This window comes from Pantoea sp. RG18, from assembly GCF_025910075.1.
GTDB classification, from domain to species: domain Bacteria; phylum Pseudomonadota; class Gammaproteobacteria; order Enterobacterales; family Enterobacteriaceae; genus Pantoea; species Pantoea agglomerans.
The window spans coordinates 102,121-116,336 of record NZ_JAPCIL010000001.1; the positions used below are offsets into that span (position 1 = coordinate 102,121).

Consider the following 14,216-nt stretch of genomic DNA (forward strand, 5'->3'; position numbering starts at 1 on the left):
TAATCGGCGCCGTTTCTTAACCGGGGCGGACGCCACCGGTTTCTTCAGAACGTCAAGACAGAGGTCATCATGGCAATCGAACGTACTTTTTCTATCATCAAGCCAAACGCCGTCGCTAAAAATGTGATTGGTGCTATCTACAACCGTTTTGAAAGCGCTGGCTTCAAAATCGTTGGCGCAAAAATGCTGCAGCTGAGCAAAGAGCAGGCTGAAGGTTTTTACGCTGAGCACCAGGGCAAGCCATTCTTCGATGGTCTGGTTGAATTCATGACCTCTGGCCCGGTTGTTGTTTCCGTGCTGGAAGGTGAAAATGCCGTTCAGCGTCACCGTGACCTGATGGGTGCCACTAACCCGGCAAACGCACTGGCTGGCACACTGCGTGCTGACTACGCTGACAGCTTCACCGAAAACGCCACGCACGGTTCAGATTCTGCTGAATCCGCTGCCCGCGAAATCGCTTATTTCTTTGGCGAAAACGAAATCTGCCCACGTACCCGTTAATCGCCTGGCGATAAACGTTACGTCGGCTTTACAAAAATCTGCGTAGGGGAGGTCACTCCCGCCTGTTATCAGGCTGCAGATGTTGTACAATATTGCGCCTTCATTGACTCAGCTTAATGAAGGCGCAATTTTTTTCACCTATCCCTGAACAGCGCCATAACGTGTAACAACGAGGCCAGAGAATATTATGTCCGAACAGATTGTGACGTCCGCGTCAGCATCCCCTATTGTCGTCTCCCCCAAAAGCCAGAAAATAAACCTGCTGGATCTCAACCGTCAGCAGATGCGCGAATTCTTCCTGTCGCTGGGCGAAAAGCCTTTCCGCGCCGATCAGGTCATGAAGTGGATTTATCACTACTGCTGCGATGACTTCGAGCAGATGACCGACATCAACAAAAAGCTGCGTAACCGGCTGATGGAGCTGACGGAGATCCGTGCGCCAGAAGTGGCAGAAGAGATGCGCTCTACCGACGGCACCATCAAATGGGCCATTCGCGTGGGCGACCAGCTGGTGGAAACGGTCTATATCCCGGAAGGGGACCGCGCCACGCTCTGTGTCTCTTCACAGGTGGGTTGTGCGCTGGAGTGTAAATTCTGTTCGACCGCACAGCAGGGCTTTAACCGTAACCTGCGGGTGTCAGAAATTATTGGTCAGGTGTGGCGCGCGGCAAAAATTGTCGGCGCAGCGAAAATCACCGGCCAGCGTCCTATCACCAACGTGGTGATGATGGGCATGGGCGAGCCGCTGCTCAACCTCAATAACGTGGTCCCGGCGATGGAGATCATGCTGGATGACTTCGGTTTTGGTCTGTCGAAGCGTCGCGTGACCCTCTCCACTTCGGGTGTGGTGCCTGCGCTGGATAAACTGGGCGATATGATCGACGTCGCGCTGGCGATTTCCCTGCACGCGCCTAACGATAAGCTGCGTGATGATATTGTCCCGATCAACAAAAAGTACAATATCGAAACCTTCCTGGCGGCGGTGAAACGCTACATTGGCAAATCCAACGCCAATCAGGGACGCGTGACCATTGAGTATGTGTTGCTGGATCACGTCAATGACAGCACAGATGATGCGCATGAACTCGCCGCATTACTGAAAGAAACACCGTGTAAAATCAACCTGATCCCCTGGAACCCCTTCCCGGGCGCGCCTTATGGCCGTAGCTCCAACAGCCGCATCGATCGTTTCTCCAAAGTCCTGATGGACTATGGTTTTACGACCATCGTGCGTAAAACCCGTGGCGACGATATCGATGCCGCCTGTGGTCAGTTAGCCGGTGAGGTGATCGACCGTACCAAGCGTACGATGCGTAAAAAAATGGCGGGTGAAGCCATCTCTGTGAAGGCTCTCTAGAAGAGTGACTCAGAGCGTTTCCTGAAGTGATGACGCGTGGCAGGCTGCAGCCTGTCAACGTCAAGCGGATGGAAACGATTATGCGTAACGGATTACCTGCAGTTTTACTGGCGCTGTTTGTTGTAAGCGGGTGTGTCAGCCAGCATCACGAACCCGGAGCAGAAGAGGTGCGTCTGCAGTTAGGGATGCACTATCTGGCGGGTGGCGACTATGCCGCAGCTGAGCGAAACTTTCTGCGGGCACAGGCCGCCGCGCCAGAGGATTACCGGGTCTCGCTTGCGCTGGCTCGACTGGCGCAGAAGCAGGGTAATCAGACAGCGGCGCAGGCACGGTTTATACTGGCACAGCAGCAGGCCCCGGATAATGGTTTTGTTGCTAACAATTACGGTGCGTTTCTCTGCGCTTTAAGGCAGTATGGCGAAGCGCATCAACAGTTTAGTCGGGCAAGCGCAGCACCGCAGTTTGATGCACGCAATGACGCGCTTGAACTGGCAGGGTTTTGTTATCTGCAGGCTGGCGATATTGCCGCTGCCCGCAGGACACTACGCCAGGCCATTGAGGCTGACAGACGCAAAGCTGATTCGCTGCTGTCGGAAGCTGAAAAGCAGTTGGCAGATAACCATCTGGCGAAGGTGCAGGTTTTGCTTGATATTTACCAGCAACAGCTGCCCGCAACGGCACGAAGTCTGGCGTTACACTTACGTTTCGCCGCGCTACAGGGAGATGCCGCTGACGTTTCACGTTATGGCGACCAGTTAGCGCGACGTTTTCCGCAATCGATACAGTACCAGCGTTATTTAGCTAATGAATACTGAAGCCACTCAAGAAAACTCTGCATTACATTCAACAGGTGAACGCCTGCGTCTGGCCCGTGAGCAGATGGGGCTGACGCAGCAGAACGTCGCTGAACGCCTGTGCCTGAAACTTTCTACCGTGCGTGATATCGAGGAAGACAAATCGCCTGCCGATCTGGCCTCCACGTTCCTGCGCGGATACATTCGCTCCTACGCGCGTCTGGTGCACATTCCTGAAGAGGAACTGCTGCCGATGATGGCGAAACAGACACCGATTCGGGCTTCAAAGATCGAGCCGATGCAAAGTTTCTCGCTGGGCAAACGCCGCAAGAAACGCGACGGCTGGTTGATGATTTTCACCTGGCTGGTGGTGTTTGTGGTGGTGGGGCTGACCGGTGCCTGGTGGTGGCAGAATCATAAAGAGTCGCAGGATGATCTGGTGCCGATGACCGATCAGAACAGCAGCAGCGGTGATAGCGGCCAGTCGATTCCGCTGGGTGAATCCAGTGGTGACAGCGCGGCACCTGCCGCGCCTGACGAAAGCAATACCACCAGTGACAACAGCGCAGCCAGTGCGCCAGCGAGTGCGGCTCCGGCCGCCACTGGCAGCAATAGCGCGACCACCGCACAGCCGGATACCACCAGCAATGCCGTGGTTTCGCCGAGCCAGGCGCCCGTGGACAACTCAGCGGCTGCACCTGCGGCCGCGAACACGAATACCAATACCAGCACGGCACCTCAGATGCCAGTAGGTGCAGCGGCGGTCAGTGAACCGGCTGCTGACCCTAATGCGGTGGTGATGACTTTTAACGCCGACTGCTGGCTGGAAGTGAGCGATGCCACCGGCAAAAAACTGTTCAGCGGCATTCAGCGCAGTGGTGGTAAACTCAGCCTCGCAGGAACGCCTCCGTATCGTCTGAAAATTGGCGCGCCTTCCGCTGTTCAGGTGCAATATCAGAATCAGACCGTTGATTTAAGTCGTTTTATCCGTAATAACCAGGTTGCTCGCCTGACGTTGGGTGCGCAATAACAGCGTATCGCGTACCGGGCAATTGTGGAGAAGAAATATGCATAACGAAGCACCCATTATCCGTCGTAAATCCAAACGCATTTACGTCGGCAAGGTGCCGGTCGGTGACGGCGCACCCATCGCTGTCCAGTCGATGACCAACACCCGCACCACTGACGTGGAGGCGACGGTAAATCAGATCAAAGCCCTTGAGCGAGTCGGTGTCGACATCGTTCGTATCTCGGTGCCTACCATGGATGCCGCAGAAGCATTCAGGCTGATCAAACAGCAGGTAAACGTCCCGCTGGTTGCAGATATTCATTTTGACTACCGCATCGCCCTGAAAGTCGCCGAGTATGGCGTCGACTGCCTGCGCATCAATCCCGGTAACATCGGGAACAATGAGCGCATCCGTATGGTGGTCGACTGCGCGCGCGACAACAATATTCCGATTCGAATCGGCGTGAACGCCGGTTCGCTGGAGAAAGATCTGCAGGAAAAGTATGGCGAGCCGACGCCGCAGGCGTTGCTGGAATCTGCCATGCGCCATGTCGATCATCTCGACCGTCTTAACTTCGATCAATTCAAAGTCAGCGTTAAAGCCTCTGACGTTTTCCTCGCGGTTGAATCTTATCGTCTGCTGGCGAAACAGATTGAACAGCCACTGCATCTCGGTATCACCGAAGCGGGCGGCGCGCGGGCTGGCGCAGTGAAATCGGCGATTGGACTGGGTCTGCTGCTGTCAGAAGGGATCGGCGATACGCTGCGTATCTCGCTGGCCGCCGATCCGGTAGAAGAAGTCAAAGTCGGTTTCGATATCCTCAAGTCACTGCGTATCCGTTCTCGTGGCATCAACTTCATCGCTTGTCCGACCTGCTCACGTCAGGAGTTCGATGTTATCGGCACGGTCAACGCGCTGGAGCAGCGTCTGGAAGACCTCATCACCCCGATGGATGTCTCCATTATCGGCTGCGTGGTCAACGGACCTGGCGAGGCGACCCTCTCTACGCTGGGCGTGACCGGCGGCAGCAAGAAGAGTGGTTTCTACGAGGATGGTGTGCGTCAGCGCGATCGTCTCGACAACAATGACATGATCGATCAGCTGGAAGCGCGCATTCGTGCTAAAGCGTCGATGCTGGATGCCAGTCGCCGTATTGATGTGCAGCATCTGGAAAAATAATGGCGTACGCGGTTTGCGTGCGTGACTTTTTTGACTGAACCTGTGCGGTTTCATCCTCATAAGGTATGATGCCGGACAGGTTTTTTTGCATTAAGAGATTCTAACGTGGCGAAGAATATTCAGGCGATTCGCGGGATGAACGACTACCTGCCTGCGGATACCGCCCTCTGGCAACGGATTGAAGGCGTTCTCAAGCAGACGCTGGCGAGCTACGGTTACAGCGAAATTCGCTTACCGCTGGTGGAGCAAACCCCACTGTTTAAACGCGCCATCGGTGAAGTCACCGACGTGGTTGAAAAAGAGATGTATACCTTCGAAGACCGCAACGGTGAAAGCCTGACGCTGCGTCCGGAAGGCACTGCAGGTTGCGTGCGAGCCGGTATTGAACACGGTTTACTCTACAACCAGGAGCAGCGCCTGTGGTATATGGGCCCGATGTTCCGCTATGAGCGTCCGCAGAAAGGCCGCTATCGTCAGTTCTACCAGATTGGCGTGGAAGTGTTTGGTCTGCAGGGACCGGACATCGATGCTGAACTGATCATGCTGAACGCCCGCTGGTGGAAAGCCCTGGGTATCTCTGAGCACGTTCGTCTGGAACTCAACTCTATCGGTTCGCTGGAAGCACGCGCGCATTACCGCGACGCGCTGGTCGCCTTCCTTGAACAGCATAAAGAGGTGCTGGATGAGGATTGTAAACGCCGCATGTACACCAATCCGATGCGCGTTCTCGACACTAAAAATCCCGATATTCAGCAGTTACTGAATGATGCGCCACAGCTTGGCGACTATCTTGATGACGAATCACGTGAACATTTCAGCGGCCTGTGTGCCCTGCTGGATGACGCCGGGATCAGCTACACCGTCAATCAGCGTCTGGTACGCGGTCTTGATTATTACAATCGCACCGTGATTGAGTGGGTCACCGATAGCCTGGGTTCACAGGGCACGGTATGTGGTGGCGGTCGCTATGATGGCCTGGTTGAGCAGCTCGGTGGCCGCGCAACACCTGCCGTTGGCTTTGCCATGGGCATGGAGCGTCTGGTGCTGCTGGTTCAGGCGGTTAATCCTGAATTTGAACCGACGAGCAATGTGGATGTCTATGTTATCGCTTCAGGTCAGGGCGTGCAGTCTGCTGCGATGCAGCTGGCTGAGAAATTGCGTGATGAAGCGCCAGAACTGAGGCTGATGACCAACTTTGGCGGCGGCAACTTCAAGAAACAGTTTGCCCGTGCTGACAAGTGGGGCGCTCGCGTCGCACTGGTGTTAGGCGAGGACGAGGTCAAAGCCGGTCAGGTCGTGATTAAAGATCTGCGCCGTGGCGAGCAGCAAACGCTGGATCAGGCAGAGGCTGCTGCTGTCTTGCGCTCGCTGTTACAGTAAGCGTGACACAGCACCAACCATAGAAAGGAGAGGGATTGCGTGGAAGTGTATAGCAATGAGAACGAGCAGACCGACGCGCTGCGCAACTTTTTTGCCAACAATGGCAAAGCGTTAGCTATTGGCGTAGTGATCGGCATTGCTGCGCTGGGCGGCTGGCGTTACTGGAGCAGTCATCAGGACGATACGGCGAAGACAGTATCAGCGCAGTATCAGCAGCTCACCAGCGCCATGCAGGCGGGCAAACCGGAGACGCTGGAAGCGGTAAACCGTTTTGCCAGTGAAAACAGCAACACCTACGGTGCGCTGGCTGCGATGGATCTGGCGAAGCAGTATGTTGACGCCGGTCAGCTTGATAAAGCCGCGACGCTGCTGCAAAACGGACTGAAAGATACCAAAGATGCCAATCTGCAGGCGGTGATTAACCTGCGCCTGGCACGCATTCAACTGCAACAGAATCAAGCGGATGCGGCGCTTAAAACCCTTGACGGTGTGAAGGGTGATGGCTGGACAGCCATTGTGGCCGATATTCGCGGCGAAGCGCTGCTGACCAAAGGCGACAAGCAGGGCGCGCGCGATGCCTGGAGTAAAGGGGTTGAATCTGACGCCTCTCCGGCATTGAAGCAAATGATGCAGATGAAGATGAATAACTTAAGCTAAGCCAGTCAAGAGAGAGCGCATGGAATTACGTAAATACCTGCTGCCGGGACTGATTTCAGTCACTTTGCTCAGCGGTTGTTCGCTGTTTAGCGGCGAAGAAGATGTAGTAAAAATGGCCCCGTTGCCGAAGGTGGAAAATCAGTTCACGCCACAGAAAGTGTGGAGCACCTCGGTAGGCGATGGTGTCGGTGATTTCTACTCAAATCTGCATCCTGCCTGGCAGGATAATACGGTTTATGCTGCCGACCGCTTTGGTATTGTCAAAGCGCTCGATGCCGCAGACGGTAAAGAAAAATGGAAAGTCGATCTCTCTGAGAAAACCGGCTTCTTCTCTAAAAATCGCTCAGCCATGTTATCAGGTGGCCTGACGGCTGATGGCGATCGGGTCTATGTGGGCAGCGAGCGCGGCCAGGTTTATGCCCTCAACAGCAGTGATGGTAGCCTGGCGTGGCAGACGAAAGTCGCCGGTGAAGCACTGTCACGTCCGGTAGTCAGCGATGGTCTGGTGCTGGTTCATACCAGCAACGGCATGTTGCAGGGCCTGGATCAGAGCAGCGGTGCCGTAAAGTGGAGCGTCAACCTGGATATGCCAGCGTTGTCTCTGCGCGGTGAATCTGCTCCGGCTGTCGCTTTTGGTGGCGCGATTGTCGGTGGCGACAATGGTCGTGTCAGTGCCGTGGTGCTGAACCAGGGACAACTGGTCTGGCAGCAGCGTATTTCTCAGGTCAGCGGTGCCACTGAGATCGATCGTCTGAACGATGTCGATACCACTCCGGTTATCGTCAATGGCGTGGTTTACGCGCTGGCGTATAACGGTAATCTGACAGCACTGGATCTGCGTTCCGGCCAGATTTTGTGGAAACGCGAAATTGGCGGTGTGAAAGATCTGATTGTGGATGCCGGCCGCATCTATCTGGTCGATCAGGACGATCGTGTGATTGCGCTTAACGCTGACGGCGGTGTCGCCATCTGGCGTCAAAGCGATCTGCTGCATCGCAACCTGACTTCGCCGGTGCTCTACAACGGCTATCTGGTTGTCGGCGACAGCGAAGGTTATCTGCACTGGCTGAACACCACGGATGGTCGTTTTGTTGCGCAGCAGGAACTGGATAGCTCAGGCTTCCAGACCGAGCCGGTGGTCGCCAGCGATAAGCTGCTGATCCAGTCGAAAGATGGTGAGGTTTATGCGATTACCCGTTAACGGGTACACGTCTGGCAGGTGAAATCCTCCGTTCCGACGGCTCCTGATTTAATCAGGGGCCGTTTCGTTTTTAGTCAGGCATGGTATTCTTTGTGCCTTAAGCCTGAACTTGACGGCCAGAGCCGTTATAATCACGCCATTCGGGCGATTAATTATTTATTGAGGCATTTTGTTATGGTACCTGTGGTCGCGCTGGTTGGGCGTCCCAATGTGGGAAAATCTACGCTATTTAACCGCTTAACCCGCACACGTGATGCGCTGGTAGCGGATTTTCCTGGACTGACTCGCGATCGCAAATATGGTCGCGCCGAAGTGGAAGGGCGCGAATTTATTGTTATTGATACCGGTGGTATCGACGGCACCGAAGAGGGTGTTGAAACGCGGATGGCCGAGCAGTCACTGCTGGCGATTGAAGAAGCGGATGTCGTGCTGTTTATGGTCGATGCGCGTGCGGGCATGATGGCCGCCGATCAGCAAATCGCTAAGCATCTCCGTTCCCGCCAGAAAGCGACTTTCCTGGTGGCCAACAAAACTGACGGGATGGATCCTGATCAGGCGGTTGTGGACTTCTATTCACTGGGCCTGGGCGAGATCCACGCCATTGCGGCATCGCATGGTCGTGGTGTGAGCAGCCTGATAGAAGAGGCACTGCTGCCATGGATGGACAAAGTTGAGACGGTCGAGCTCACGGAAGAAGAAGAGAACCAGGCATACTGGGCTGCGCTTGAAGCTGACGAGATTGCTGAGCAGGAAGCCGCCGAGGAAGAAGAAAACTTCGACCCGACGGGCCTGCCGATCAAACTGGCGATTGTTGGCCGTCCTAACGTAGGTAAGTCAACGCTTACCAACCGTATTCTCGGTGAAGACCGCGTGGTGGTCTACGATATGCCGGGCACCACCCGCGACAGCATCTATATTCCGATGGAGCGTGATGGACGTGAATACGTTCTGATCGACACGGCGGGCGTGCGTAAGCGTGCCAAAATCTCTGACACTGTAGAGAAATTCTCGGTGATCAAGACGCTGCAGGCGATTGAAGATGCCAACGTGGTGATGCTGGTGATTGATGCCCATGCCGGTATTTCCGATCAGGATCTGTCGCTGCTTGGCTTCATTCTCAACAGTGGTCGTTCGCTGGTGATTGTGGTCAACAAATGGGATGGCCTGTCGCAGGAAGTGCGTGATGAAGTGAAAGAGACACTGGACTACCGTCTGGGCTTTATCGACTTCGCCCGCATCCACTTTATCTCTGCGCTGCACGGCAGCGGCGTCGGCAATCTGTTTGAGTCGATCACTGAAGCCTATGACTGTTCGACGAAGCGTGTAAACACCTCGCTGCTGACCCGTATCATGAACATGGCGGCAGACGATCACCAGCCACCGCTGGTACGCAGTCGTCGCGTTAAGCTCAAATACGCGCACGCGGGGGGCTATAACCCGCCTATCGTGGTAATCCACGGTAATCAGGTTAAGGATCTGCCCGATTCTTACAAACGCTACCTGATGAACTATTTCCGTAAATCACTCAACGTGATGGGAACGCCAATTCGTATTCAGTTCAAAGAGGGTGATAACCCTTATGAAGGCAAACGTAACCTGCTGACACCAACGCAGCAGCGTAAACGTAAGCGTCTGCTGGCGCATATGAAAAAGAACAAGCGTTAAGAATAGAGGGCCATCTGGCCCTCTTTTTTTTACCCTGAATAAACCGGAGCAGGGAGAAAATAGTGACTATTATTTGCGAAAAATGTCAGCAACCGCTGTCGCTCAGTGACGGTGAATTTATCTGTAATACCTGCGGTACGCATTACCCCGCACAACCCTGCTGTCCGGCGTGTCATCAGCCGCTTGAAGTGCTCAAAGCCTGCGGCGCGGTGGACTATTTTTGCCGGAACGGACATGGCCTTATCTCCCGCAAGCGCGTCCTTTTCCAGCCGCCAGGTCACTGACGCCGCTTTCAGCTACGCTTAAAACGTCTGAGAATTCAGAGCGACGACTGGCTCATTTTGTAGCAAAAATGCTATTGCGCCGTAACAAATGAGTTGTGGATGTTCACTCTGTAATGTACCAGGTGGTACAATCCTGCCGCGTCGTGGGAGGGGCAAGCCACATCCGTGTTCTTCCGGCCCCTCGATCTCACGGACGCGGGTCTGTTTATATTCGATTTGAAACCGAGCGATGCCTGGCGCGGACTGTCTTAACGCGCCGGCGTCCGGATGGCATCTGTCCGGGTGCTCTGTTTATTCAGGAGAGTAAGTATTATGGCTGAAACATCCTCCCGCTCCGGAAAGGGGCTGGGAATAGCATCCGTGCTGCTCGGACTGGTGCTACTTGCCACCGGTCTGTTTTTTGCAATTGGCGGCGGCAAACTGGTTGCACTTGGTGGCAGCGGGTACTTTTTAATTGCGGGTATCGTCACTGTACTCTCCGCAATTCAGTTCTTCCGTCGTAAATCCTCGGCAGTGGTTCTGTTCCTGCTGGTCTTTGTCGGCACCCTGATCTGGTCGCTGTTCGACGCGGGCCTGGAGTTCTGGCCGCTGGTATCACGCCTGATGGTGCCTGCCGGACTGATGCTGCTTGCCTTCCTGATCTGGCCTTCACTGCGTAAGCATGAAGGTAAGCACTCACTGGCAAAACCCTCTTATGTGTTCTCTGCGCTGCTGGCGGCAGGTATGGTTGTTACGCTGGTGCAGATGTTCCAGCCACATCCTACCGTTGCAGGCACGGGCGAAGAGCTGCCGCTGATCCCGGTAGATAAAGCGAAACAGCAGAAAGACTGGGATAACTACGGTAATACCCCGCAGGGCAGCCGCTTTGTGGCGCTGGATCAAATCACCCGCGACAACGTGAAAGATCTGCAGGTGGCCTGGACCTTCCGCACCGGCGATACCCCTGTCAGCCCGACCGGCAACGGCGCAGAAGATCAGCAGACACCGTTGCAGATTGGCAATACCCTTTATCTCTGCACACCGCACAACAACGTCATCGCCGTTGAAGCCAACAGCGGTAAGCAGATCTGGAAACGTGAAATCAATGCCAAAGCGGAAGTCTGGCCGCGCTGCCGTGGTCTGGCTTACTTTGACGCCACGAAACCGCTGCAGCAGCCAGATAAGCCGGGGTCTTCACCTGTGACTGCCGCAGTGTTGCCAGCCGGTGACAGCTGTCAGCGTCGTATTCTGATGAACACCATCGACGCGCGTCTTATTGCGATCAATGCTGACAACGGTGAGTTCTGTGAAAACTTTGGCGATCACGGCATCGTTGATCTCAAAGCGGGCATGGGCAAGGCACCGGATCCGCAATATCAGCTGACCTCAGCGCCAACCCTGGCTGGCACCACTGTGGTGGTCGGCGGTCGCGTAGCGGATAACGTGCAGACGGATATGCCGGGTGGCGTATTGCGTGGCTTTGACGTTATCACCGGCCAGATGCGCTGGGCGTTTGACCCAGGCAATGTTGACCCGAATGCGATATTGATGCCGGGTAAAGATTATACCCGCAGTACGCCGAACTCATGGGCGCCAATGTCTTACGACCCGGCAATGAACACCGTGTTCATTCCAATGGGCAGTTCGTCGGTTGACCTCTGGGGTGCGAACCGTACTGAACTGGATCACAAATATGGCGCATCGGTTCTGGCGCTGGATGCCACGACCGGTAAAGAGAAGTGGGTTTATCAGACCGTGCATAACGATCTGTGGGACTTTGACTTGCCGATGCAGCCAAGCCTGATCGACTTCCCGCAAAAAGATGGCACTACCACACCAGCGGTAGTGATTGGCGGCAAAACCGGCATGATCTTCGTACTTGACCGTATGACCGGCAAGCCGCTGACCAAAGTCGAAGAACTGCCGATGCCGCAGGGTCATATCCCGAACGAGCAGTACACTAAAACGCAGCCACACTCGACCGGGATGCCGCAGATTGGCAACCAGACGCTGAAAGAGTCTGACATGTGGGGTGCCACGCCGTTTGATCAGCTGGCCTGCCGCATTGGCTTCAAATCCATGCGCTATGATGGCCTGTTCACCGTGCCGGACACCGACAAGTCTCTGAGCTTCCCGGGTTCGCTGGGCGGTATGAACTGGGGCAGCATGTCGGTCGATCCGAACAACCACCTGTTGTTCGTCAATGATATGCGTCTGGGTCTGTGGGTTCAGATGATCCCGGCTGATACCAGCAATATTGCGCGTGGCAGCAACGGCGGCGAAGCGATCAACACCGGTATGGGTGCCGTTCCGCTGAAAGGCACGCCATATGCTGTGAATAAAAATCGCTTTATGTCACCGCTGGGTATCCCATGTCAGAAACCGCCATTTGGTACGCTGTCGGCGATTGACATGAAAACGCAGAAAATCGTCTGGCAGGTGCCGGTCGGCACGGTGCAGGATACCGGACCATTCGGTATCAAGATGCGCGTGAAAATGCCGGTTGGCATGCCAACGCTGGGCGGTACGCTGGCCACGCAGGGCGGCCTGGTGTTCATCGCGGGTACGCAGGATTACTATCTGCGCGCCTTTGATTCTTCGACCGGTAAAGAGGTGTGGAAAGCACGTCTGCCGGTGGGCAGTCAGGGTGGCCCGATGAGCTACGTCTCACCGAAAGATGGTAAGCAGTACATCCTGATCTCGGCAGGTGGCGCACGTCAGTCACCGGACCGTGGTGATTATGTGATTGCTTACGCACTGCCAGACAGCAAGTAACAACACTTAATGAAAAGGGCCGACATTGTCGGCCCTTTTTTTTTGCTTATTTGCCGTCGCGCCACAGCGCCTGCAACTCAGGCGGCGCCACCTGTTCCGGAATCAACAGCACTATCGTCCCAACCTCGCGGTGGGTTGCATACTGAATCTGGATGCGAAAATAGCGCTGGTCGCCACTGCCCACCTGCGCGGCTTTCTCCTCCGGTTCGCCCAGCGGCATCGCCTGCTGCAGCGCATGGCAGACGCGCTCTCTTTCTGGCGGCGGCAGATCGCCCAGCATAAAGCGTCGTTCGGCGCGTAGCCCCGGAATAAAGGCCATGCCGCCTTCACGCGCGACGATGATGGTGGCGTCATCAGTGAGTTCGGGCAGGTCACTCATAGCACGCCAACCTCCTTCCACGCCTGTTCAATGGCACTGCCGACCGATTCGTTGAACCGTTTTTTACCATGCTGAACGGTGAAGCGGGCAAAGGTCTTAAAGTCAGCATCCTGTGGCAGTTCGTCGTCACACACCGTGTCGTACCAGGCATATCCCGCCTGTTCCCACGCATAACCACCCAGCGCTGTTGCTGCCAGATAAAAAGCCCGGTTAGGAATACCGGAATTGATATGAACCCCGCCATTATCTTCGCGTGTCTTCACGTAGTGATCCATGTGCGCCGGTTGCGGATCTTTGCCCAGCATCGGGTCATCATAGGCGGAACCAGGTTCAGACATTGAGCGCAGACCACGCCCATTGATGCCGCTTGCCAGCAGGCCTTCGCCGATAATCCAGTCCGCCTCATCGGCGCGCTGTTTTTTACTGAACTGTTTTACCAGCGAGCCAAACACATCTGACAGTGACTCGTTCAGTGCACCAGCCTGCTCGAAGTAGATCAAGCCGGCTTCATTTTCCGTCACGCCATGCGCCAGTTCATGCGCCACAACGTCAATCGCAATGGTGAAGCGATTAAAGATTTCGCCGTCACCATCACCAAATACCATTTGCTGACCGTTCCAGAAGGCGTTCTGGTATTTGTCACCGTAGTGCACGGTACCGAGCAATTTCAGCCCCTGATTATCCAGCGAGTTACGCTGATAAGCCTGCCAGAAGAAGTCATAGGTTACGCCAAGATAGTTCCAGGCTTCCTCAGCCGCCACGTCGTCATTGCCGGGCTGGCCCTCCTGACGAATCAGCTTACCTGGCAAGGTCTGCTGACTTTGCGCATCATAAATTTCACGATCCACGTGGCCGCCTGCCGCGGTTTTTGCCACCGGTTGCTTTTGCCAGTGTTCCGCCATCAGGTGCTGGACATGTGTCAGGGTGCGACGCGCCTGCTCCTGCTGGTGGCCGGAACCGTGCGCGATGATTTTGCGAAGGATATAGGGAGGAATAACGCAATAAGCCATCTGAAACTCCTTGGCGACAGGGAATGTGCCAGAAAGTATAGACCC

Annotated in this window: 13 protein-coding genes; 11 read left to right on the forward strand and 2 right to left on the reverse strand. The window is 55.2% G+C overall.

Annotated features, from left to right (window positions below):
- Positions 1-69 precede the first annotated feature (69 nt).
- The 11 genes from ndk to OK409_RS00505 all read left to right on the forward strand — a co-directional run bounded on the left by ndk (position 70) and on the right by OK409_RS00505 (position 12,782).
- Entirely contained in the window at positions 70-501 is a 432-nt protein-coding gene (gene ndk / locus OK409_RS00455; RefSeq protein ID WP_003848684.1) for a nucleoside-diphosphate kinase, read from the forward strand.
- Positions 502-688: 187 nt separating this feature from the next.
- Positions 689-1,858 (forward strand): bifunctional tRNA (adenosine(37)-C2)-methyltransferase TrmG/ribosomal RNA large subunit methyltransferase RlmN, encoded by a 1,170-nt coding sequence (locus OK409_RS00460; protein WP_010257560.1) that lies wholly within the window; start codon positions 689-691, stop codon positions 1,856-1,858.
- An 80-nt stretch (positions 1,859-1,938) separates the two neighbouring features.
- A complete protein-coding gene (pilW, locus tag OK409_RS00465) occupies positions 1,939-2,673 on the forward strand; it encodes a type IV pilus biogenesis/stability protein PilW (RefSeq protein ID WP_031292207.1) in 735 nt (244 codons plus the stop codon).
- Positions 2,663-3,682, forward strand: a complete 1,020-nt coding sequence (rodZ, locus tag OK409_RS00470) for a cytoskeleton protein RodZ (protein ID WP_264366639.1) — start codon at positions 2,663-2,665, stop codon at positions 3,680-3,682. Before pilW ends, rodZ begins: the two co-directional genes overlap by 11 nt.
- Positions 3,683-3,719: 37 nt before the next feature.
- Entirely contained in the window at positions 3,720-4,841 is a 1,122-nt protein-coding gene (gene ispG / locus OK409_RS00475; protein ID WP_003848692.1) for a flavodoxin-dependent (E)-4-hydroxy-3-methylbut-2-enyl-diphosphate synthase, read from the forward strand.
- 105 nt (positions 4,842-4,946) lie between these two features.
- Entirely contained in the window at positions 4,947-6,221 is a 1,275-nt protein-coding gene (gene hisS / locus OK409_RS00480) for a histidine--tRNA ligase (RefSeq protein WP_010257545.1), read from the forward strand.
- Positions 6,222-6,260: 39 nt separating this feature from the next.
- Positions 6,261-6,878: a YfgM family protein gene (locus OK409_RS00485; protein ID WP_010257542.1), complete on the forward strand. Its 618-nt coding sequence runs from the start codon at positions 6,261-6,263 to the stop codon at positions 6,876-6,878.
- A 19-nt stretch (positions 6,879-6,897) separates the two neighbouring features.
- Positions 6,898-8,079 carry an outer membrane protein assembly factor BamB gene (bamB, locus tag OK409_RS00490; RefSeq protein ID WP_010257539.1) on the forward strand — a complete coding sequence of 394 codons (1,182 nt, stop codon included), beginning with the start codon at positions 6,898-6,900 and terminating at the stop codon, positions 8,077-8,079.
- A 174-nt stretch (positions 8,080-8,253) separates the two neighbouring features.
- Complete coding sequence (der, locus tag OK409_RS00495) at positions 8,254-9,744, forward strand: ribosome biogenesis GTPase Der (RefSeq protein WP_010257536.1); 1,491 nt, start codon at positions 8,254-8,256, stop codon at positions 9,742-9,744.
- Positions 9,745-9,806: 62 nt separating this feature from the next.
- Complete coding sequence (locus OK409_RS00500; RefSeq protein WP_010257531.1) at positions 9,807-10,028, forward strand: zinc ribbon domain-containing protein; 222 nt, start codon at positions 9,807-9,809, stop codon at positions 10,026-10,028.
- 312 nt (positions 10,029-10,340) lie between these two features.
- Complete coding sequence (locus OK409_RS00505; RefSeq protein ID WP_157352757.1) at positions 10,341-12,782, forward strand: glucose/quinate/shikimate family membrane-bound PQQ-dependent dehydrogenase; 2,442 nt, start codon at positions 10,341-10,343, stop codon at positions 12,780-12,782.
- A gap of 46 nt (positions 12,783-12,828) precedes the next feature.
- Here the strand turns inward: OK409_RS00505 and OK409_RS00510 are convergent, their stop codons facing one another.
- Together OK409_RS00510 and OK409_RS00515 are read right to left on the reverse strand one after the other, a co-directional pair.
- Positions 12,829-13,161 (reverse strand): protealysin inhibitor emfourin, encoded by a 333-nt coding sequence (locus tag OK409_RS00510; RefSeq protein ID WP_010671321.1) that lies wholly within the window; start codon positions 13,159-13,161, stop codon positions 12,829-12,831.
- Positions 13,158-14,171, reverse strand: coding sequence for a M4 family metallopeptidase (locus OK409_RS00515; protein ID WP_010257519.1), 1,014 nt, complete (start codon positions 14,169-14,171; stop codon positions 13,158-13,160). Before OK409_RS00515 ends, OK409_RS00510 begins: the two co-directional genes overlap by 4 nt.
- Positions 14,172-14,216: the final 45 nt, after the last annotated feature.

Coding starts and splice junctions, on each gene's coding strand:
- der (WP_010257536.1), top strand. CDS start 8,254: ATGGTACCTGTGGTCGCGCTGGTTGGGCGTCCCAATGTGGGAAAATCT.
- ndk (WP_003848684.1), top strand. CDS start 70: ATGGCAATCGAACGTACTTTTTCTATCATCAAGCCAAACGCCGTCGCT.
- OK409_RS00460 (WP_010257560.1), top strand. CDS start 689: ATGTCCGAACAGATTGTGACGTCCGCGTCAGCATCCCCTATTGTCGTC.
- bamB (WP_010257539.1), top strand. CDS start 6,898: ATGGAATTACGTAAATACCTGCTGCCGGGACTGATTTCAGTCACTTTG.
- rodZ (WP_264366639.1), top strand. CDS start 2,663: ATGAATACTGAAGCCACTCAAGAAAACTCTGCATTACATTCAACAGGT.
- pilW (WP_031292207.1), top strand. CDS start 1,939: ATGCGTAACGGATTACCTGCAGTTTTACTGGCGCTGTTTGTTGTAAGC.
- OK409_RS00505 (WP_157352757.1), top strand. CDS start 10,341: ATGGCTGAAACATCCTCCCGCTCCGGAAAGGGGCTGGGAATAGCATCC.
- OK409_RS00515 (WP_010257519.1), bottom strand. CDS start 14,171: ATGGCTTATTGCGTTATTCCTCCCTATATCCTTCGCAAAATCATCGCG.
- ispG (WP_003848692.1), top strand. CDS start 3,720: ATGCATAACGAAGCACCCATTATCCGTCGTAAATCCAAACGCATTTAC.
- OK409_RS00510 (WP_010671321.1), bottom strand. CDS start 13,161: ATGAGTGACCTGCCCGAACTCACTGATGACGCCACCATCATCGTCGCG.